The 19731-nt window shown below is 72.5% G+C and carries 21 protein-coding genes; 1 reads left to right on the top strand and 20 read right to left on the bottom strand.

Annotation, left to right across the window (positions count from 1 at the left end; genetic code table 11):
* On the top strand, positions 1-411 hold a 411-nt coding region (locus tag RB146_03470), incomplete at its 5' end, for an aminotransferase class V-fold PLP-dependent enzyme (GenBank protein MDQ7828040.1).
* A 9-nt stretch (positions 412-420) separates the two neighbouring features.
* Here RB146_03470 and RB146_03475 read toward each other — a convergent pair.
* From RB146_03475 to RB146_03570, 20 genes are all read right to left on the bottom strand, one after another.
* A complete protein-coding gene (locus RB146_03475) occupies positions 421-1779 on the bottom strand; it encodes a TrpB-like pyridoxal phosphate-dependent enzyme (protein MDQ7828041.1) in 1359 nt (452 codons plus the stop codon).
* 116 nt (positions 1780-1895) lie between these two features.
* Positions 1896-2276: a VOC family protein gene (locus RB146_03480; protein MDQ7828042.1), complete on the bottom strand. Its 381-nt coding sequence runs from the start codon at positions 2274-2276 to the stop codon at positions 1896-1898.
* A 168-nt stretch (positions 2277-2444) separates the two neighbouring features.
* A complete protein-coding gene (locus tag RB146_03485; GenBank protein ID MDQ7828043.1) occupies positions 2445-3566 on the bottom strand; it encodes an NAD/NADP octopine/nopaline dehydrogenase family protein in 1122 nt (373 codons plus the stop codon).
* Positions 3567-3571: 5 nt separating this feature from the next.
* Positions 3572-4729, bottom strand: coding sequence for an enolase C-terminal domain-like protein (locus tag RB146_03490; GenBank protein ID MDQ7828044.1), 1158 nt, complete (start codon positions 4727-4729; stop codon positions 3572-3574).
* On the bottom strand, positions 4726-5616 hold the full coding sequence (locus RB146_03495) for a RibD family protein (protein MDQ7828045.1): 891 nt from the start codon (positions 5614-5616) through the stop codon (positions 4726-4728). The genes RB146_03490 and RB146_03495 overlap by 4 nt, the downstream gene beginning before the upstream one ends.
* Positions 5613-5888, bottom strand: a complete 276-nt coding sequence (locus RB146_03500; GenBank protein ID MDQ7828046.1) for a lipoyl domain-containing protein — start codon at positions 5886-5888, stop codon at positions 5613-5615. Before RB146_03500 ends, RB146_03495 begins: the two co-directional genes overlap by 4 nt.
* A gap of 10 nt (positions 5889-5898) precedes the next feature.
* On the bottom strand, positions 5899-6918 hold the full coding sequence (locus RB146_03505) for an alpha-ketoacid dehydrogenase subunit beta (GenBank protein ID MDQ7828047.1): 1020 nt from the start codon (positions 6916-6918) through the stop codon (positions 5899-5901).
* Positions 6915-7925, bottom strand: coding sequence for a thiamine pyrophosphate-dependent dehydrogenase E1 component subunit alpha (locus RB146_03510; GenBank protein MDQ7828048.1), 1011 nt, complete (start codon positions 7923-7925; stop codon positions 6915-6917). The genes RB146_03505 and RB146_03510 overlap by 4 nt, the downstream gene beginning before the upstream one ends.
* 15 nt (positions 7926-7940) lie before the next feature.
* Positions 7941-8774: a TIM barrel protein gene (locus RB146_03515; protein ID MDQ7828049.1), complete on the bottom strand. Its 834-nt coding sequence runs from the start codon at positions 8772-8774 to the stop codon at positions 7941-7943.
* Positions 8771-9583 carry a carbohydrate ABC transporter permease gene (locus RB146_03520; protein MDQ7828050.1) on the bottom strand — a complete coding sequence of 271 codons (813 nt, stop codon included), beginning with the start codon at positions 9581-9583 and terminating at the stop codon, positions 8771-8773. The genes RB146_03515 and RB146_03520 overlap by 4 nt, the downstream gene beginning before the upstream one ends.
* Positions 9573-10505 (bottom strand): sugar ABC transporter permease, encoded by a 933-nt coding sequence (locus RB146_03525; protein MDQ7828051.1) that lies wholly within the window; start codon positions 10503-10505, stop codon positions 9573-9575. Before RB146_03525 ends, RB146_03520 begins: the two co-directional genes overlap by 11 nt.
* Positions 10502-11302: a sugar phosphate isomerase/epimerase family protein gene (locus RB146_03530; GenBank protein ID MDQ7828052.1), complete on the bottom strand. Its 801-nt coding sequence runs from the start codon at positions 11300-11302 to the stop codon at positions 10502-10504. The genes RB146_03525 and RB146_03530 overlap by 4 nt, the downstream gene beginning before the upstream one ends.
* 4 nt (positions 11303-11306) lie before the next feature.
* Complete coding sequence (locus RB146_03535; GenBank protein MDQ7828053.1) at positions 11307-12578, bottom strand: ABC transporter substrate-binding protein; 1272 nt, start codon at positions 12576-12578, stop codon at positions 11307-11309.
* 20 nt (positions 12579-12598) lie between these two features.
* The gene (locus RB146_03540; GenBank protein MDQ7828054.1) at positions 12599-13375 is read right to left on the bottom strand and encodes an SDR family NAD(P)-dependent oxidoreductase; all 777 of its coding nucleotides are present in this window, start codon (positions 13373-13375) and stop codon (positions 12599-12601) included.
* On the bottom strand, positions 13372-14232 hold the full coding sequence (locus RB146_03545; GenBank protein ID MDQ7828055.1) for an IclR family transcriptional regulator: 861 nt from the start codon (positions 14230-14232) through the stop codon (positions 13372-13374). Before RB146_03545 ends, RB146_03540 begins: the two co-directional genes overlap by 4 nt.
* A 161-nt stretch (positions 14233-14393) precedes the next feature.
* Entirely contained in the window at positions 14394-15743 is a 1350-nt protein-coding gene (locus RB146_03550) for a dihydroorotase family protein (protein ID MDQ7828056.1), read from the bottom strand.
* A gap of 31 nt (positions 15744-15774) precedes the next feature.
* The gene (locus RB146_03555; GenBank protein ID MDQ7828057.1) at positions 15775-16416 is read right to left on the bottom strand and encodes an isochorismatase family cysteine hydrolase; all 642 of its coding nucleotides are present in this window, start codon (positions 16414-16416) and stop codon (positions 15775-15777) included.
* Entirely contained in the window at positions 16395-17657 is a 1263-nt protein-coding gene (locus RB146_03560) for an amidohydrolase family protein (protein ID MDQ7828058.1), read from the bottom strand. Before RB146_03560 ends, RB146_03555 begins: the two co-directional genes overlap by 22 nt.
* On the bottom strand, positions 17654-18571 hold the full coding sequence (locus tag RB146_03565; GenBank protein ID MDQ7828059.1) for a dipicolinate synthase subunit DpsA: 918 nt from the start codon (positions 18569-18571) through the stop codon (positions 17654-17656). Before RB146_03565 ends, RB146_03560 begins: the two co-directional genes overlap by 4 nt.
* Positions 18568-19692 carry a Xaa-Pro peptidase family protein gene (locus tag RB146_03570; GenBank protein ID MDQ7828060.1) on the bottom strand — a complete coding sequence of 375 codons (1125 nt, stop codon included), beginning with the start codon at positions 19690-19692 and terminating at the stop codon, positions 18568-18570. Before RB146_03570 ends, RB146_03565 begins: the two co-directional genes overlap by 4 nt.
* Positions 19693-19731: the final 39 nt, after the last annotated feature.

A 19731-nucleotide genomic window follows, 5' to 3' on the forward strand; every position in this document is an offset into this window, starting at 1 on the left:
CTAGGACGGGCGGCCTCACGCCTGGTGGCGGAGCACGAGTGGCAGGGCACGCGCGACATCGCCGCCTGGCTCAGCGTCCCCGAGGCCATCCGGTTCGTCCAGACACACCTGGGACCGAAGGTCCGCGACCGCTGTCACGCCCTGGCCCGGCGGGCCCGCGTCGAGATCACCGCCCTCACCGGCCTGCCTCCGCTCAGCCCCGACGATGCGGGCTGGTACGCCCAGATGGTCAGCGTGCCCTTGCCCGTGGCCGACCCCGAGGCCGCGCAGCGGCACCTGCGCGGGGAGGGGATCGAGGTGCCGGTCTTCCGCTGGACCGACCGCTGCCTGCTCCGGGTGTCGGTGCAGGCCTACAACGAGCCGGCCGACATCGAGCGCCTGGTCGCGGCGGTGCGACGGCTCCTGGGCTGACCGGGCACCTCAGGGCTGCAGAGGCGCCAGGGCGGCCATCGCCGCCTCCACCGCCTCCTGCGGGTAGGCGAAGTCCTCCAGCCGGCCGGCCAGGAACTCCTCGTAGGCGCGCAGGTCGAAGTGCCCGTGCCCGCTCAGGTTGAAGAGGATCACCCGCCGCTCGCCGCGCTCGCGCGCCTCCACCGCCTCGTCGATGACCCGGCGGACGGCGTGCGCCGACTCCGGTGCCGGCACGATCCCCTCGGCCCGGGCGAACTGCACCGCCGCCTCGAAGACGGCCCGCTGCGGGTACGCCGCCGCCTCGATGTACCCGTGGTCGTAGAGCAGGCACAGCGACGGCGCGTCGCCGTGGTAGCGCAGCCCGCCGGCGTGGATCCCGGGCGGCACGAAGGTGTGGCCGAGCGTGTACATCTTGAAGAGCGGAGTGGTGGCGGCGGTGTCGCCAAAGTCGTAGAGGTAGCGCCCGCGGGTGAGGGAAGGACAGGCCTCGGGCTCCACCGCCACGAAGCGCGTCTTCGCCCCCTTGAAACGGTCGGGCAGGAAAGGGTAGGCCAGGCCGGAGAAGTTACTCCCCCCGCCCACGCACCCGATGACCACATCCGGCCCTTCCCCGGCCAGCTCCATCTGCCGGCGGGCCTCCAGCCCGATCACCGTCTGGTGGAGGAGGACATGGTTGGCCACGCTGCCGATGGCGTACTTGGTGTCGTCGTGGGTAGCGGCGTCCTCCACCGCCTCGCTGATGGCGATGCCGAGGCTGCCCGGCGAGTCGGACTGGCGCTCCAGGACGTCCCGCCCCGCCCGCGTCCGCTGGCTGGGGCTCGGCACCACCTCGGCGCCCCAGGTCTCCATCATCACGCGGCGGTAGGGCTTCTGCTCGTACGAGACCCGCACCATATACACGGTGCACGCCAGGTCGAAGAGCCGGCAGGCCAGGGCCAGCGCCGAGCCCCACTGCCCGGCCCCCGTCTCCGTGGTCAGGCGTCGGGTCCCCGCCTGTCTATTGTAGAAGGCCTGGGCCACGGCGGTGTTGGGCTTGTGGCTGCCGGCCGGGCTCACGCCTTCGTACTTGTAGTAGATGTGCGCGGGCGTCTGGAGGGCCTGCTCCAGCCGGTAGGCGCGGTGGAGCGGCGTGGGGCGCCACAGGCGGTAGACGTCGCGCACCGGTTCGGGGATGGGGATCTCCCGCTCGGTGGAGACCTCCTGGAGGATGATCTCCGTGGGGAAGATGGGAGCCAGGTCGTCGGGACCGATGGGCTGCTTCGTCCCCGGGTGGAGAACGGGCGGCAGCGGGACGGGCAGGTCGGCCAGGACGTTGTACCAGGCCTTCGGCAGGTCGCGCTCGTCCAGGACGAACTTGGTCTGGGGCATGACACCATCCCTCCCGGTCGCACGACAGCTCCGTGCGGTGACTCCCTGAGGAACCCAGCAGGGGCCATTCGCCGCGGCCCGCCCGGCTTCCCGCTGGGCGCCCCCTCCGCGCCCCCCTAGGCGTCAGCCGGCTTCGATGGGGGTTCGATGGGGGCGTGCAGCTCGACCATGCGGCCGTCGGGGTCGTAGAGGTAGGCCGAGCGCCCCCAGGGAAACCGCGCTGGTCCCAGGACCGCGTAGCCGGCGGTCCGCAGGCGCTCGCACTCCGCCTCCAGGTCGTCCACCTCGAGGGCGATGTGGTCCACGTCCGCAGGCCAGCCGGGGGCGGGGGGCCCATCGCCGACCGGGTGGACGAGCAGCGTGACTCCGTCCACCGAGAAGTGGTAGGCACCCTGACCCGAGGCCGGGATCGGGTGCTCCAGCAGGGCGGCGTAGAACGCGGCCACAGCGTCCGGTTGCCTCGTGAACCGGGCCACCTCGCTGATGCGGCGCCTCATCCCTCCCCCCTTCACCCCAGTGAACGCCGAGGAGTCCATGACTTCGAAGGCTCTTCACATAGCGTCACTCAGCGTCGCTTAGCGTCACTCAGCGTCGCCGTCGGCGCCTCCTCCAGGGCGGCCGGTCCGGTCCCCATGGCGGGAACGGCGATTCGCGACCTCGCCGCCTCACCGCGGAAAACCCTCCCAGGGGCCGTTTGCCGCCAGTCGTTCCACCTCCGCCCGCGTCGCCCCGGCGATGCCCAGACGGCCCGCATGGAGCCCGACGGCCCGGTAGTCCACGCCGGTGACCACGGAGGCCAGGTGGATGAGCGCGTCCACCGTGGGCACCGACACGGCCGCGGCCTGCGCGAAGGCGGCCATGGGGACCAGGCCGTAGCCCACGTCCTCCTCGATGTACCGCCCCTCTAGGTTGGGCGGGGCCTTGATGTACCTGTTCGGGACGCTGTCGCGCAGCGCTTCGAAGACCGACCCGGCCTCCCAGGCGCGGCGCGACGTGAAGCCGGCCCGGTAGAAGAACTCCAGGAAGGAAGGCGTCTCGACACCGTAGGCCCGGGCGATCGCCTGGCGGTCCCGGTCCAGGGCCTCGATGGCCCGGGCCACCCCCGGGGTGGTCCCCTCGTAGTAGTAGTAGAACTGCCCGGCGGTGTGCTCGACCCACCCGGTGTTCAGCACCATGCCCGCCGGGTGGAGGACCGCGTTGAAGTTGGACAGCGAGGTGACCAGCACCGTGGGGACGGGCTGGAGCTGCGGGTAGTAGCGCGCCAGCCGCCGGCAGGCATCCTCCCTGAGGCGCGCGGGCAGGACGCCGGCGGCGACGGTGCGGGCGGGCCCGGTGATGTTCACCCTGGTCGGCGAGACCATGCGGCAGATGTAGGTTAGCGTGTTGAACTCGACGACGGGCACCGGAGGAGCACCGCGGTCGGCGAGCCGCCGGGCGACGTGCAGGGCGCTGCCGGTGTTGCTGGCGTTGAGGACCACCAGCTGGCCGGGCTCCAGGCAGTGCGCCAGCTGGTCGACGTAGAAGCTCTGACCCGGTGCGGGCACGGTGAGCATGACGACCTCCGCCCCGCGTACCGCCTCGGCCACCTCGGTGGTGATGCGCCCCACGGGTACGGTGGCCTCGCCCGGCGCTCCTGTGACCTCCACACCGCCCAGGCGCTGGAAGGGCAGGAGCCGCTCGGGACTCCGGTTGCACAGCGCCACGCGGAAGCCGCGCAGCCCCAGGTCCGCCGCTGCGGCCACGCCGCCGTTGCCCGCCCCCAGCACCGCCACGTCGATCCGCTCCACGGCGGCTAGCTCCAGGCCAGGCGGTAACGGCCCAGCTTGTCCGGGTCCACCGTAATCCCCAGCCCCGGCCCTGAGGGCACGCGCAGGGCGCCGGCACGGTATTCGAAGGGCGCGGCGAGGAGGTCATCGGTGTAGATCCGACCGGCCACCCGGGTCTGCTCCCGGCCGGCCACCGTGGTGATCGGGATGATGGCCGGCACCGTGACGGCCGCCGACGCTGCCCCCAGGTGCAGATTGGCCGCGTTGCCGATGCCAAACTCCGCCGAGCCGCCCACGTCGGCCTCCATCCCCGCTGCCTCCAGGACGGCGGCCATCTGGCGCGCCCGGTACAGGCCGCCCGGTTTGGTCACGTAGAGCGAGACGTACCGCGCCGCACCGGCCTCCCGCAGGTGGAGGACGTCGCGCGGCGTCCAGGCGCTCTCGTCGGCCATGATGGGGACACTGACCGCGCGGGCGACGGCCGCCAGTTCGTCGATCCCTTCCGTCGGCTGCTCGGCCAGGGCCAGCCCCCACCGCTCCAGGACCCGGAGGGTCCGGATGGCCACGGGGACGGTGTAGGCCTGGTTGGCGTCGAGCCGGATCTCCACGTCCGGTCCCACGGCTTCCCGCACCGCCTCCACGGTGCGGATGTCCCGTGCCGGATCGGGGCCGCCTTTGACCTTGATGTGCGCGATCCCCTCCCCGACGACCTGCCGCGCCTCCTCCACGGCCGCCTCCACGTCCATCAGGCCGATGCTGTGCCCCACGGGGATCCACTCCCGCACCTTCCCGCCCAGGAGCTCGTAGACCGGGACGCCCAGGGCCCTCCCCTTCAGATCGTGCAGGGCGATGTCCAGGGCGGCCTTGGCGTAGGGGTGGCCCTTGATGACGCGGTCCATGACCTGATGGACCCGGGGCAGGTCGAAAACGTCCTCCTCCCGGAGGGCGGGCAGGAGGAGGTCCTGCAGCACGTGGCGCACCGTCTGCGGCGTCTCGCCGTAGTGGGTGCCGTAGGCGCCGCCCCAGTCTGGCAGGCAGGGCGTCTCTCCCCACCCCTCCAGGCCGTCCTCGCCACGTACCCGCACGACGACGTAGCGGCCGATGGGTCCCTGCAGGCCCGCCCACCGGTGCACCCGGCGGGTCGGCAGGCCGACCAGCATCACCTCGAGCTCCGCAATCCTCATGCTCCGCCCTCGCCCGCTGCCCGCCGCCGCCCCGCCCTGGCGACCCGGGAGCGGAGGAAGAGGTAGTCGCCGGCGCGCCGGACGCTGTGGAGGGAGAGGTGGGGCGCCACACCCGGCAGGAAGCCGGCGCCCTCCACCAGGCTCGGACGGGGACGGCGGCGGGACCCATCGCCGATGATGAGAGGACAGATCGTCAGGAACTCGTCGTCGACGCAGCCGGCCCGCAGCAGGGTGCCGTAGGTCCGCGCGCCCCCCTCGCACAACAGCGTGCGCACGGCGAACCGCCGGACCAGCATGGCCAGCAGCCGGCGGACCTGCACGGTGGCCGTCCCGAATGCCAAGACCTCCACCCCCCCTCGCCTGGCTACGGCGCGGGCAGCCTTCACCCCCCTGGTGGTGGTGGCCACGAGGACGCGCTGCCCCGTGCGGAACACCCGGGCCCGGCCGGGCAGCTCACCCGTCTGGGAGAGGATGACCAGCAGAGGGACCCGCTCCCGCCCCTCGGCGCGTCGGAGGGCGGCGAAGGCGGCCGCGTCGGCAGGAAAGATGTGTTCCGCGGTCCACACGTGGGAGGGGGAGGCCCGCAGGGTGCCGTCCCCGACCATCACCGCGTCCGCCCGCGCCCGCAGGAGGCCCATGAGCCAGCGGTCGTGCGGGTTGCGCTCGCTGACGTCGGCCGCCCCCCTGTGCCCCGGCACGTTGAAGGAGATCCGCCCGTCGTGCGAGGTGGCGAAGTTGACGAAGGTGTAGGGACGGCGCTCCCCACGGGGCAGCCGCCAGTCTCCACCATAGATGGCCCGAAAGGGCTCCGGCAGGGGGAGATCGCCTTCCTGGTCCCGCTCGAAGAGCAGGGCAAAGGGCCGACCGGGGCCCGTGGGCGCGATCACCGCTCCCCGCTCCGCACCCGCATTGCCTCTTCCGGGGTCGAGGCGATGACGGCGATGGGCGTCCCCACCGTCACCGTGTGGCCTTCGCGGACCAGGATGCGGGCCACCACGCCGGCACAGGGCGCGGGCAGCTCCACATTCGTCTTCTCGGTTTCCACAATGCAGAGGACGTCGCCTTCGGTCACGGGCTCGTCCTCGTCCACCATCCACTCGACGATGCGCCCCTCCGCCATGGTCAGCCCCCACTTCGGCATGCGCACCGTCTCGACCATGTCCGGCACGCTACGGCCGCCCGGCCGCCATGACCGCCCGGATCCCTTGGACGATGCGCGCCTCGCCGGGGAGGACGGCGTCTTCGAGTTCCGGCGCATAGGGGACGGGCGCGTTGAGCCCGGCGACCCGGACGATGGGCGCGCGCAGGAGGTCGAAGCACTCCTCCGCCACCAGGGCGGCCACCTCCGCCCCAAAGCCGGCACGCCGGGGCGCCTCGTGGACGATGACCAGGCGTCCCGTGCGGGCCAGGGAGCGACGGAGGCCGGCGCGGTCGAAGGGTACCAGCGAGCGCGGGTCCCACACCTCGACGGAGATGCCCTCGGCCGCCACCGCCTCGGCGGCGGCCAGGGCGCGGGGGACCATGGCCAGGTAAGCCAGCACGGTGACGTCCGTTCCCTCCCGCACCACCCGCCCGCTGCCCAGGGACACGGTGTAGTCTGACGCCGGCACGGCGCCCCGGCTCGTGTAGAGCAGTTTGTGCTCGAAGAAGAGGACCGGGTCCGGGTCCCGGATGGCGGCCTTGAGCAGCCCTTTGGCGTCGTACGGGGTCGCGGCGGTGACCACCTTCAAGCCGGGCGTGTGGGTGAACCACGCCTCCAGGCTCTGCGAGTGCTGGGCGGCCGTCGCGCCGGCCGTTCCCGTGACCATGCGGATGACCAGGGGGACGTTCACCTGCCCGCCCGTCATGTAGCGCAGCTTGGCCGCCTGGTTGACGATCTGGTCCATGGCCAGGGTGGCAAAGTCGCCGAACATGATCTCCACCACGACGGGGATGCCGGCCAGCGCCGCCCCCAGGGCCGTGCCGACGATCGCCGCCTCGGAGATCGGCGTGTCGAGGACGCGGTGGGGACCAAAGCGCTGCCACAACCCCTGGGTGACCCCGAAGACGCCGCCGGGCTCGCCGATGTCCTCGCCCAGGAGGAGGAGCGCCGGGTCGCGCGCCAGCTCCTCCTCCAGCGCCTCCCGGATGGCCGCGGCGTAGCTGAGCTGACGGTCGGCCGCCTGCGGCTCAGGCCGGCGGGGGGTCATGCGAGTGCGCTCCCGTCGTGGGTCTCGACGTAGACGTCCTCCAGGGCTTCGTCGGCCGCGGGGCGCGGCGCCTGCAACGCGAAGCGGACGCCGGCCTCCAGCCGCGCCTCCACCGCGCGCTCGACCTCCTCCAGGTCGGCCGTGGTGAACCCCGCCTCGGCCAGCAAGCGCTCCCGGAAGGTGACCACGGGATCCCGGGCCTGCCAGGCGGCCACCTCGTCCGGCGGACGGTAGTGTCCCATGTCGCCTTCGTAGTGCCCGCGCAGGCGGTAGGTCTTGCACTCGACCAGCGTCGGCCCCCGCCCCTGGCGCGCGTCGGTCACGGCCTTGCCCACGACACGGAAGACATCGAGGACGTCGTTGCCGTCGGCGACCACCCCCGGCATGGCGTAGGCCACCGCCCGCCCGGCGATGTCCCGGATCGGCTGGTGCCTGTGCTGGGGGGTGAACTCGCCGTAGAGGTTGTTCTCGCAGATGAAGACGACCGGCAACCGCCACAGGGCGGCCAGGTTCAACGACTCGTGAAACACCCCTTGGTTGGAGGCCCCGTCGCCGAAGAAAGCCACGGCCACGCCGGCTGTGGGGGCCCCGGTCCCGGCCAGACGGGCGCGCACCGTCAGGGCGAGCGCCAGGCCCACCGCGATGGGGATGCCGCCGCCCACGATGCCGTTGGCGCCCATGATGCCCAAGGCCGCGCTGGCGATGTGCAGGGACCCGCCCTTCCCCCGGTTGTAGCCTTCGCGGCGGGCAAAGAGCTCCGCGTACATGCGTCCGGGATCGGCGCCGCGCGCCAGGATGTGGCCGTGCCCCCGGTGGGTGCTGGTGATGTAGTCCTGGGGCTCGAGGGCGGCGCAGGCGCCCACCGCCACCGCCTCCTGTCCGATGGAGGGGTGGAGGAAGCCAGGGATGTGGCCGGCCAGGCGCAGTTGGGCCGCCCGCTCCTCGAACCGGCGGATGAGCAGCATGTCCGCGTACAGCCGTCGGAGGAAGTCGGGGGTGTAAACCATGGAGGCGCGCATGGCTCACCCGCCCTCCCGGCGGGGAAACCGGTCGGCAAAGATCGCGTGGATGGCCCGCACAGCCTCCCCGGACGTGCCCCGCGGTTTCACCTCGAACACCAGGGTCCCGTCGAAGCCCAGCTGGTGGAGATGCCGGTTGAGGTTCACAAAGTTGATCTCCCCGGTCCCCGGCTCGTGACGTCCGGGGACGTCGGCCACGTGCACGGCGGCCACCCGGTGGTGACACCGCTCCAGCGTCGCCATGAGGTTGCCTCCCGCCTGCTGCTGGTGGAAGTAGTCGTAGGTCATCGCCAGGGAGGGGTGGTCGACGGCCTCCACGAGGCGCAGGCATTTCTCCGCCGTGTCCAGGAAGTACCCGGGGACCGAGACGGGGTTGATGGCCTCCAGCAACAGCACGACCCCGTGGGCCTGGGCCAGCGCGGCGGCCTGCCTCAACCCCTCCACCGCGTTCTCGAAGGCCTCCGCCTCGGCGAGCGGCCGGGTCGGGGGCACCACCGTCCCGTCCTGGCGGATCTCCTGGACGAAGGCGTGGACGGCCGGACACCCGACACGCCGGGCGCAGGCCAGGGACTCGGCCAGGCCGTCCAGGTTCGGGGCGTGCTGGGTGCGGTCAATGAGGGAGTAGCGGCGGTTGCCGAAGAAACCGGTAATGACCACGCCGGCGTGCGCCGCGGCGTCCGCCAGCCGGTCCATCTCCTTGGTGCGCCAGTCCCAGAACTCCACGCCCTGGAACCCCGCCTGGGCCGCCGCCGCCACCCGGTCCACCAGCGGGAGCTCCGCGAACAGGAACTCGATGGACGCCGACGTGCCGACCACGGACCCGGGCGGGCGGCTCATCCCTTCAGCCCCGACATGGTGTACGTGCCGACGATCTCGCGCTGGGCCGCCAGGAACAGGGCCATGGCTGGCACCGTGGCCATGGTGGCCGCCGCCATCAGAGGGCCGAAGAGGGTGCCCCCCTCGGCGCTGACGAACCGGGCCAGCCCCAGGGGCAGGGTGGTGGCCCGGTCGCGGGCGACCAGCAGCGGCCAGAAGTACTCGTTCCAGTTCTGGATGAAGAAGAGGATGGCCAGCGCCCCCAGCGCCCCGCGGTTGACCGGCACCACTACCCGCCAGAGGATCTGCCAGCGGGAAGCCCCCTCCAGCGCCGCCGCCTCCTCCAGGGAGGCGGGGAAGGCCAGGAAGTGCTGGCGCAGGAGGAAGATGCCAAAGGCGCTGGCCAGGTGGGGCACCGCCAGCCCCGGGATGGTGTCGATCCAGCCCAGGCGGGAAACCAGCAGGAAGTTGGGGATCATCGTGATCTGAAACGGCACCAGCATGGTGCCCACGGTCAGCAGGAAGATCGCCTCCCGCCCGGGCGGGCGGAGGCGGGCGAAGGCGTAGGCCGCCAGGATGCTGGAGAGCAGCTGCCCCGCCACCACCACGGCCGCCACCGCTAGGCTGTTGACGACGTAGCGCAGCATGGGCACCCGGGTCCAGACGTAGCGGAAGTTCTCCAGGGTGGGGGCGGTCGGCCACAGGCTCAACGAACCGAAGACCTCCCGCTCGGTCTTGAACGCCGTGGTCACCATCCACAGGAGGGGAAACACCTGCAGCGCCGCCGCGGCCAGCACCACGGTGAAGGCCAGGGGGCGGTTAACCCTCATAGTGGACGAACCGCTCCAGCAGCCGGAACTGCGCCCACGTCGCCCCCAGGAAGGCGACGAACATCACCACCGCCACCGCCGAGGCCAGTCCGGTCTGGAAGAACTGGAACCCGTAGTCGTAGATCAGGTAGACCAGGTTGGTCGTGCTACGATTGGGGCCGCCGGCGGTGAGGATCTGGATGGGCGTGAAGGTGTGCTGGGCCGTGGCGATGAGCGTGCTGAGACCGACGAACAGCGTCGTCGGCGAGAGGAGGGGCCAGACCACGTGGCGGAAGGTCTGCCAGGCCGAGGCGCCGTCCGCAGCCGCGGCGTCCAGGTACTCGGCGGGGATCGCGGCCAGCCCGGCCAGGTAGATCACCAAGTTGTACCCGAAGCTCTTCCAGGCCATGAGCACCACGATGGCCCAGAGGGCCCAGTCCGGGTCGCTGAGCCAGGAGCGCCCGGGCAACCCCGCCAGCGCCAGGGCCCGGTTGGCCACCCCGTGGATGGGATTGAGGATCCACAGCCAGACCATGCTGCCCACCGCGAAGGAGACCACGGACGGCGAGAACAGGGCCAGCTTGAGGACCGGCTGCAGCCGGCGGGAGAGCGCCAGCAGGCACACCGCCACGGCCAGGGGGACGCCGGCGGCCAGAGGGAGCACGGCACCGAAGTACTTGAGGGTGGTCCAGACGGCGCCCCAGAACTCCGCGGAGCGCGCCAGGTCCCGGTAGTTCTCCAGCCCCAGGTAGGTGCGTGTGGGCGCGATGAGGTTCCAGCGGAAGAGGCTGAGCTCAACGGTCCGGAGGACCGGCCAGTAGGTGAACACCAGCAGCACCACCAGCGCCGGAATTGCGTACAGGTAGCCCAGGGGGCCCCTCCCCGTGGCCTCCCAGCTGCGGGGTCGGCGCAGAGCCCACCCGGCGGCCTGGGCGCGCGTCACCGGGCCAGCCACCGGGCCAGCAGTGCCGCGCCCTCCCGCAGCCGGTCCAGGGCCGTGCCGGGCGCGTACTCGAGGACGCACTGACAGCGCGCCGGCAGCGCGTGCAGCACCGGGTGGAGCGCGGCCCACCCGATGGTCCCGTCGCCGATGGGCAGGTGCCGGTCGGCGACGCCGTCGTTGTCGTGCAGGTGCACGGCCACGAGGCGGGACGCAAGGGTGCGGAAGGCCTCGGGGAGGTCCCACCCCGCCAGGTAGGCGTGGCCCACGTCCAGGAGGACCCCCGCCGTGTCAGGCAGCCGGGCAGCCAGGGCTGTGAACTCCTCCTGGTCGCAGACCTCCTGCCCGTGCCAGCCCACGTTCTCCACCGCCAGCACCACGCCGGCCTCGCGGGCCAGCGGGGCCAGGATCCCGATGGCCTCCTCCGCCCGTCGCAGGCAGGCAGGCCGCGGCAGGCTGGGGTCGCCCCGCCAGCCGACGTGCACCACGACGTAGGCGGCCTCCAGCCGGTGCGCCCACTCCAGGGCCTGGCGGTAGACGCCCAGCGCGGCCTCGCGGACGGGCGCGGTGTAGCTGGCGATGTTCACGTCCCAGGCGGGCGGGTGGAGGGAGACGGGGCCGGCGAAGGCGGACCGCGCCCGCCGCACCTCCTCGAAGGCGTCGGCAGCCCACCACTGGGGGCCTTCCATGAAGATCTCGAGCGCCGGGATGCCGGTCCGTGCCAGCGCCTGCAGCCCCGCCCCGATCGGCTCGGTGAGGACGGCAAACTGCGACACGGCCAGGCCGGGCCCGCTGGGCATGGGCTCAGCGCCCGACCAGGTCGGTGATGCGCGCCTGCGCCTCGTCCAGGGCCTGGGCGACGGGCGTGCGGCCGCTCAGGATGGCCGTCACCGCGTCGAGGATGGCGCGCTCGGCCTGGGGCCCCTGGCTGCCGGGGAAGTTGGTCCACCGCACCACGGCGTCCAGCGTCTCCAGAGCCGGCCGGGCCAGCGGGTTGAGGGGGCGCACCTTCTGCGCCTCCACCATGCGCCGCAGCGGGGAGAGGTACCCCAGCCCGGTGGTCCACCGGCTCAACCCGTCCGCGGAGACCAGGTAGCGGATCAGCTTCCACGCGGCCTCCTGCTGCCGCGGGTCGAGGGCGAAGACGAAGAGGTTGTTGCCGCCGGCGACGACGCGGCGCGGGCGCGTCCCGAAGGTGGGGAAGGCCGCCGTCCGGAGCGTGAAGCGCGCGCTGCGCTGGAAGTTCTCCAGGTTGGCGATGGAGGCCACGTGCATGGCGATCTCTCCGCGCAGGAAGCTCGCCTGCGCTTCGTCGGAGGTGGCCAGCGGCGTGACCCGGTGGACGTTGACCAGGTCGCTGTAGAACTGGAGCGCCTCGCGGTTGGCCGGGGCGTTCACCGTCACCCGGCGGTTGTCGAGGCTCATGAACGCGCCCCCGGCGGACTCCACCAGCGACTGGATGACGAACGTGTCCCGGTTCCACAGGAAGACCCCGAACTTGCCCGTCCTGGCCCGAATGGCCAGAGCCGCCTGGAGCACCTCTTCCCACGTCGCCGGGGGGCGGTCAGGGTCCAGGCCGGCGGCCCGGAAGAGGTCCGCGTTGTAGAACATGACGGGGACGCTCAGGCTGTAGGGGATGCCGTGCTGCCGCCCGTGCTTCTGCCCGAAGGCCACCACCCGGGGCGCGAACCCGGCCAGCAGCTCCTTCCAGCCCGGGAACTCCTGGGCGGGCTTGTGTGGAAAGGTGTCGATGACGAACTCCGTGAAGTTGTAGCCGATCACGGCCACGGCCGGAGGGGTCCGGGCGGCGATGGCAGCCTGGAGGCTCTGCAGCAGGCCGATGTAGCCGCCCGGCTGCAGGCGCTCGACGACGCGCACGCTGCCCTGGGACTCGTTGAACCGGCTCACGACGCTGCGCAGGACCGGGCCGCCGAAGGTCTCGGAGAAGATGTGCCAGTACTCGATGGTGATGCCGCCTGCCGGCGCCCCCCCGGTCGGTCGCACCCCCCAGACCCCCGGGAGCAACAGCGCCAGCGCCATGGCCAGCACCACCCCGATGCCGCGTGTCGACCTCATGATCCCTTCCCCCCTCCCCCTCAGGTCATCACCAACCCGCCGTCCACGTGGATGGCGTGGCCGGTGATGTAGGCCCCGTCCGGTCCGCACAGGAAGGCCACCACGCCGGCCACGTCCTCGGGCGTCCCCAGGCGCCCCAGCGGGATCTGTCCCGGCCGCTCCCGCAGGAACGTCCCTGGCGCCCGCCCGTCGCGCGCCGTGACCGCGGCGTCCACCTCTTCCAACATGCGGGTGTGAATGTTGCCCGGGCAGACGGCGTTCACCGTGATGCGATGCGGCGCCAGCTCGACCGCCAACGCCCGGGTCAGGCCCAGGAGCCCGGTCTTGGACGCCACGTAGGCCACGTCTTGGCCGAAGGCCGTCTTGCTGGAGATGGAGGCCATGTTGACGATGGTGCCCTGCCCGCGGGCGAGCATATCCGGGACCACCGCGCGTGCGCACAGCAGCGGACCCGTGAGGTTGACCGCCAGGCTCTGGTGCCAGTCCTCCAGGGGGAAGCCCAGCAGGGGCGTGCGGCGGTAGACTCCGGCGTTATTGACCAGGATGTCGATGGGCCCCAGCGCCTCCCGGGCGTCGCGGCAGGCCCGGGCGATGCTCGCCTCGTCGCGCACATCGAGCCGGGTCGCGATGGCCCGCCCGCCGGCGCGGGTGATCTCCGCGGCCACGCCCGCGGCGCTGTCTTCCTCGATATCCGCCACGACCACGGCCCCCCCGTCCCGCGCCAGCCGCAGCGCGATCCCCCGGCCGATCCCCCGACCGGCTCCCGTCACCAGGGCGACCCGCCCCGCCAGCGTCACCGACGCCCTCCGACCGGGCGCCGGCGGCCGGCCCCCCGACCGCTCCCTGTCCGCCACCGGTCCGCCGTCAGGTGGCGCCGCCCACCCGTCCGGCCGGCCGGGTGACCCAGCTCCTCAGAGAGGCGCGCCGCCGTTTCCACCACCACCCGGGCCAGCGGCGGGATCCGCCCGGACGGGATGTCGGCCGCGATCCCCGAGATCCCGATGGAGGCCACGACCTCGCCACCCCTGCCCCGGACCGGCGCGGCGATGCAGCGGATGTTGCGGTGGAACTCCTCGTCGTCCACGGCGTAGCCCTGGCGGCGAACGACCGCCAGGTGCCGCTCCAGCGACGGCAGCGTCACGCGGGTCTTGGGTGTGAACTTGGTCAGTCGGGCGTCGGCCAGCACGGCGCGCAGCCTGTCCGGCGGCAGACCCGCCAGCAGGGCCTTGCCCACGGCGGTGCAGTGCGCGGGGGCGACGTGACCGATGCCGATGTCCACCTGGACGCGGGAGGGCCCCTTCTCCTGGCCGACGTAGACGGTCCACAGCGGGTTCTCTGGCGCCAGCACCGCCAGGTGGGCGCTCTGCCCGGTCCGCGTCACCAACGCGGCCAGGTACGGCCGCGCGCGCTGGGGGAGGTCCATGCGGGAGAGCACCCGCGCCGACAGGGTCAGCAGGCCGGCGTCCAGGTCGTACCGGCGAGTCTGCGGGTCCTGGCGCACGTAGCCCCGCCGGCTCCAGGCCGCCAGGATACGGAAGACCGTGGCCTTGTCCAGGCGCAGGACGCGGGTCAGCTCGGACACCCCCAGCGGCCCCTCGCTGGCCACCAGCGCCTCGATGACCGCCAGCGCCCGCTCCAACGTCCGCGTGCGCACCCCTCCTGGGTGGTCTGTTTTATTGAGCGCAACTCTGTTTCACTTCTTCCCGAACAAATACCTCTTCGACACCCGGGCGGGTCCCTTCCTCCTCCCGCGCCCCTACCCCCGCACGCCGGGACGGCGCGGCGGCTCCGACCTCTTCCGCCGTGGGCCGCGGCTCAGTACGACCGCAGGACCCGACCCGCCGGCGGTCCGATGACCTCCCCGTCGCGGAAGACCACGCGCCCCCCCTTGATGGTCGTCGTCGGCCAGCCGCGCAGGCGCATGCCATTGGCCGCGGTTTTGAACCGCGAGACCGTGGTCTGCGGGCTCACCACCCGCTCCCGGTCCATGTCGACCAGCACCAGGTCGGCGTCCTTGCCGACGGCGATGGCCCCCTTGCGGTCGTCGATGTGGTAGAGGCGGGCGGGGGTGAGACAGGCCACCCGGACCAGGTCCTGCAGGGTGATCCGCCCCCGGTGCACGCCCTCCGAGAGGAGCAGGGGCAAGGCCACCTCGATCCCCGGCATGCCGGCGGTGGCCTGCCAGAGGTCGTCGGTCTCGTGCTTCTCACACGAGATGTGGTCGGTACCGACGGTGGCGATGGCCCCGGAGCGCACCCCCGCCCACAGCCGCTCGCCGTTGGTGCGGTCGCGCAACGGCGGGTTCATCTTGCCGATGGCGCCGATCCGCGGTCCCGCCTCTTCCGGAAAGACCGTGAGGAACTGCACCAGCGTCTCCAGGATCAAGGGGCGCTGGGTCCACCGCTGCGCCGCCTCGATGCCCTCGGCGGCCGCCAGGTGCAGGACGACCGCGCGGCAGCCGGTGAGCTCGCTGAGGTAGGCCATCGTGTGGATGTCCGCCACCTCGCAGAAGGCCGGTCGGGCGTCGGTCCACGCCTGCAGGTCCCGCCGGCCCGTGCGCTGGACGGCCGGCAGCGTGTAGCGGATGATCTCGACGTCTTCGCAGTGGAGGGCGCAGAGGGCGTCGATCTGCGCGCACTGCCGCATGGTCAGGTAGGCGTCACCGTCGTCCAGGGGTTCGATGTCCAGCTCCGCCACGGCCCGGACACGGTAGTCCAGGTGCAGCTTGTAACAGAGGACCCCGAACCGCTCCCGGTACTGGGGAATCTCGTCGATGTGGCGGCGGTTCTGGATCTGAAGGTGGAAGACGACGTCGCAGTGAGAGCGCGCGGCCACCACCTGCTCCCAGGCCGGATAGACTTCCAGGTACGACGCCTTGGCGCGGGCGTGGGGCATCATCACCGTCGTGCCGCCCGCCACGGCCGCGGCGCTGGTCTGCTCCACGTCCACCTCGAAGGGGTAGTGGACCCCGAGGTGGATGTGGGGCTCCACCCGGCCCGGCAGCAGCACCTGCCCGCGCCCCTCCAGGACCTCCTCAGCTGCAGGGCCGTCCCCCTCGTCGCCCATGGCCACGATGCGCCCTCCCCGCACGGCCACCCAGCCCCGGAAGGTCAGGTCGGGGGTCACCACGTGGCAGTCGCGGACCACCAGATCGACTCGCGCCATCGCTGCCTCCTCCCGGACCCGTCCCCCCGCCTCAGGATCCCGGTGCGGGCGCGGGGGACGCGGCCAGCATCTCCAGGACCTGGTCGGAGGTCACCACCAGACCGCAGTAGTGCGCCCAGACGGCCAGGGCCATCTCGTGCCAGTCGCGGCGGATGCCGCCGATGCAGTCCGCGACGATGAGGAGGTCGTAGTCGCGCATGTACGCCTCGCGGACGGAGGTGTCGATACAGGCGTTGGTGGTGGTCCCGGTGACCAGGAGCGTGCGCCGGCCGAGAATGCGCAGCAGCACCTCGAGGCGCGTCCCGTAGAAGACGCTGAACTTGTGCTTCTCGATGACGTGGCTGCGCCCGTCCAACAGCGGCTTGAGCTCGTCGGCGATCTCCGCATCCCACGTGCCGGGCTGGCAGGCGATCCGGGCCCGCTTCTGGGTATGGGGCTGGATGCGGTGCAGGGTGCGGGTGCGGTCCTCGGGCAGGTGGTGCTGCACGGTCCAGATGTCGGGGATCGCCCGGGCCTTGCAGGCCTCGATGAGGCGCCGCAACGGCGGGAGGATGGCCGAGAGCAGTGTGGTGTCCACGCCGCTCAGCCCCAGGGTGCCCTGGGGGTGCAGGAAGGCGTTCTGGGCGTCGATGACCAGCAGCGCCGTATCGTTTACATCGAGGGTGTAGTCCATACCGGTGCCTCCTCCACGCCGCCGTCCGCCACGGAGAGGGGGGCCACCCGACCTCCCCGCACCACCAGCGCCCGGCGAGGCAAGCTGACCACCGGACCGTCGGGCGGCCGGCAGTCCAGGACCACCAGATCGGCCCGCCCGCCCGGCCGCACGCCGTAGTCGCCCAGGGCCAACACCTCGGCAGCGGCGGTGGTGACCATCGTCGTCAGTGCCGCGCGCTCGGCCTCTGTGGTGAGCTGCGCCGCAATGCCCAGGACGAAGGCCGCCAGCAGCGGATCACCGTTCCCATACGGCAAGAACGCATCCTGCACGTTGTCCGAACCGCAGACCACCTGCACGCCAGCGGCCAGCAGCTCGCGCACCGGGGCGATGCCCCGTGGGCCCGAGGGGTCGCCCCGGCCCTGCAGGAAGAGGTTGGTCAGCGGCAGGACCGCCACGGTGATCCGCGCTGTCGCCAGACCCTCGATCAGGGAGGCGCGCTCGGTGGCGTCGACGCAGGCCAAGGCGGAGCAGTGGCCGGCCACGACGCGACCGGCATAGCCATGGGCCAGGGTCGCCGGGATGAGCGCCGCCAGGCCAGGGCAGCGCGGCTCCGTGTGTTCGTCCACATGGAGGTCCACCCCCAGCCCGCGAGCCTCCGCCAGCTCGAAGAGGACCTTCAGGACCGGCCCCGGATCGTCGTCGATGCCGATGCTGGCGCCGAGACTGTCGCATCCCAGGCGGGCGGCCTCGACCAGCAATTCCCGGGTGGGGCGTTCCGGGAGCCCGTGCCGCGAGGCAAAGGCGACGACCTGCACACGCAGCCGATCACCGTACTCCTCGCGCAACGCCAGCGCCGCCTCGACGCCGAGCAGCCCGACGGCCGGATCCACATTCACGTGGGCGCGTAACGCCCCCACGCCCCAAGCCTGGACGGTATCCAGCAATCGGCGGCCCCGGGTCATCAACCCCGGGCGGTCCCTGACCTGGCGCAGAGCCGCCGTGGCGGTGACAGCGCCGGCCAGGTCGGCAGCCGGCCCGGTGAGGTCCAGCGAGAAAGCCTTGTCCAGGTGCAGGTGCGGTTCGACCAGCGCCGGCAGCACCCACCGCTGCGCGCCGGACCACTCCCCACGCCCCCGGCCCTCCAGCCGTGGCGCCACCTCCGCGATCCGCTCCCCCACCATGGCGATGTCGCAGGGCATCGGCCACCCGGGGACGGTGACGTCCCGCAGGATCAGGTCGTAGGCCGCTGCGGAGCTCACGGCGGCCACTCCGTGGCCAGGATGCGCGTGATGCCCAGCCACTGGCTGTACCCCACCGTCCGGGGGGCACGCCCGCCCAGGCCCCTCGCCCACACCACTGGCACCCCCAGCTCGCCGGCGGCAGCCAGGTCGACGGCCCCCGGCGGCCCGCTGAGGTCGATCAACAGGCACTGCGGGTCCAGGCGGGTCAGCACCTCGCGGGTGAAGAGGCGCGCCGGGGCCGTGTTGAAGATCACGCACATGTCGCGCGCACGCTCGGCGAGCGCCTCCAGGGGAACCGCGGCGCACCCCATCGCCCAGGCCCGCGCCAGCTGTGCGGGGTTCCTGGCGGCCACCGTCACGCGTGCGCCGAGCCCGCGCAGCGTAGCCGCCAGCACGGGACCGATCCTGCCGAAGCCCACGACCATGCAGGGGTGTCCGTGCAGGGTGACTTCCGTGTGCTCGATGGCCACCCGGATGGCCCCCTCGGCAATGGCGGGGGCGCGCAGCAACATCAGGTCCTCCTCCTGCTCGTACTCGCGGAGGCGCAGGTGCAGCGCCTGCGCAGCCTCGGCCATCTGCGGGCTGGCACGGCCGGTGATGAGGACGGCCCCGGGACGCACGCCCCGCAGGGTGGCCGTGTTCACCACCAGCGGGTCGGGGGCGTGGGGGGCGAAGAGACTCCCGTCCGCCGCGGGCAGGGGGACCGGGCAGATCACCACGTCGGCGTCCCGTACGGCTTCCGCCACCGTCGAGGCGGGAGTTCCGGGCACGTCGCCGGTGACAGGCAGCCCGCAGGTCCGGACGACGGCCCCGGCCCGCGCAGCCTGGCGGGCGATCTCCACCTCGCGGCCGTCCCCGCCCAGCACGGCCACGGTGCGGCCGCGCAGGTCCAGATCGGGTACCGCCCCCACGACCACGGCGTCCCCGTTCACGGCCGGTCCCCCGGCACCATCTGCCACAGCCGGCCCACGTCGTACTGGCAGGTCGCCACCTCGCACCCCGTTGCGGTCACGATCACGGTCTCCTCCAGCTGCATGCCCAGGGCCGGGAGGGTGACCAGCGGCTCGATGGCCAGCACCATTCCCTCCTCCAGGGTCGTGTCGGCGTAGCGGTTGAGGTAAGGCTCCTCGTGCAGGGTCAGGCCGAGGCCGTGGCCCAGGAAGTGCAGCGTCGGCAGCCTCCAGGCGTCCATCTTCTCGATGTACGCTCGGAAGATGGCGCGCGTGCTGGCGCCCGGGCGGATCAGGTCCAGGGCCAGGTGGCGGCACTCCACCAGCCGCCCCCAGAGCGCCTCCTGCTCCGGGGTCGGAGGGCCCACCACGGCCGTCCGGGCCACGTCGCACACGTAGTGCTGGACCGTCCCGATGACGTCGATGCGCACCACCTCCCCCGGCCGAATCTCCCGGCGGGTGGGCGGCCCGTTGAGCATGGGGGTACGCTCGCCCGCGGTCACGCTGAGCATGGTCAGGTTCTCTCCACCGGCCGCGCTGAAGGCGTCGGCGATGCGCCGGCCCAGGTCGGCCTCGGTCATCCCCGGCCACCACGTCTGCAGCCCGGCATGGGCCGCCTGCTCCGCCACCTGCGCGGCACGGCGCAACCGGGCCAGCTCCTCGGGGGTCTTGACCATCCGCAGGGCGGCCAGCACCTCGTCGACAGGGACGAGGTGGGCCACGCCGTCCAGCGCCTGCTCCAGGAGGCGGTAGTCGGCGTAGTTCAGGTAGGCTGCCTCGACGCCCACCGCCCCGCGCAGGCCCCGGGCCCGAATCGCCTCCGCCAGCACCAGCACCGGCCGCTGGGTGAACTCGTTGTAGGCGGTCACCCGGGCCACGTCCGCGTGGGCCCGGGCGAAGCCCTCCTCGACGTCCACGACGAACAGCTCCGCCTCGCCTTCGCCGGGCACCAGGGCGATGGCGTGACGGTGGCGGACCGTCCGCTGGGAGGGGATCAGGGCGCCGGTGGTCCAGCAGACGTTTTCGGGGGCCACGATCACCATGGCCGCCAGCCCCAGGCGCGCCATGGCCTCGCGCTGGCGCCGGCGGATCTCCTCAGGCATCGCCCATCCCCTCCGCCTCCCCGCCTCCCGGCCGGCCGG

The organism is Armatimonadota bacterium (assembly GCA_031081585.1).
Taxonomy (GTDB): domain Bacteria; phylum Sysuimicrobiota; class Sysuimicrobiia; order Sysuimicrobiales; family Humicultoraceae; genus Geohabitans; species Geohabitans tengchongensis.

Coding starts and splice junctions, on each gene's coding strand:
- RB146_03520 (MDQ7828050.1), bottom strand. CDS start 9,583: ATGAGGGTTAACCGCCCCCTGGCCTTCACCGTGGTGCTGGCCGCGGCG.
- RB146_03490 (MDQ7828044.1), bottom strand. CDS start 4,729: ATGAGGATTGCGGAGCTCGAGGTGATGCTGGTCGGCCTGCCGACCCGC.
- RB146_03555 (MDQ7828057.1), bottom strand. CDS start 16,416: ATGGACTACACCCTCGATGTAAACGATACGGCGCTGCTGGTCATCGAC.
- RB146_03550 (MDQ7828056.1), bottom strand. CDS start 15,743: ATGGCGCGAGTCGATCTGGTGGTCCGCGACTGCCACGTGGTGACCCCC.
- RB146_03530 (MDQ7828052.1), bottom strand. CDS start 11,302: ATGCCCAGCGGGCCCGGCCTGGCCGTGTCGCAGTTTGCCGTCCTCACC.
- RB146_03510 (MDQ7828048.1), bottom strand. CDS start 7,925: ATGGTTTACACCCCCGACTTCCTCCGACGGCTGTACGCGGACATGCTG.
- RB146_03500 (MDQ7828046.1), bottom strand. CDS start 5,888: ATGGTCGAGACGGTGCGCATGCCGAAGTGGGGGCTGACCATGGCGGAG.
- RB146_03505 (MDQ7828047.1), bottom strand. CDS start 6,918: ATGACCCCCCGCCGGCCTGAGCCGCAGGCGGCCGACCGTCAGCTCAGC.
- RB146_03570 (MDQ7828060.1), bottom strand. CDS start 19,692: ATGCCTGAGGAGATCCGCCGGCGCCAGCGCGAGGCCATGGCGCGCCTG.
- RB146_03515 (MDQ7828049.1), bottom strand. CDS start 8,774: ATGAGCCGCCCGCCCGGGTCCGTGGTCGGCACGTCGGCGTCCATCGAG.
- RB146_03475 (MDQ7828041.1), bottom strand. CDS start 1,779: ATGCCCCAGACCAAGTTCGTCCTGGACGAGCGCGACCTGCCGAAGGCC.
- RB146_03535 (MDQ7828053.1), bottom strand. CDS start 12,578: ATGAGGTCGACACGCGGCATCGGGGTGGTGCTGGCCATGGCGCTGGCG.
- RB146_03480 (MDQ7828042.1), bottom strand. CDS start 2,276: ATGAGGCGCCGCATCAGCGAGGTGGCCCGGTTCACGAGGCAACCGGAC.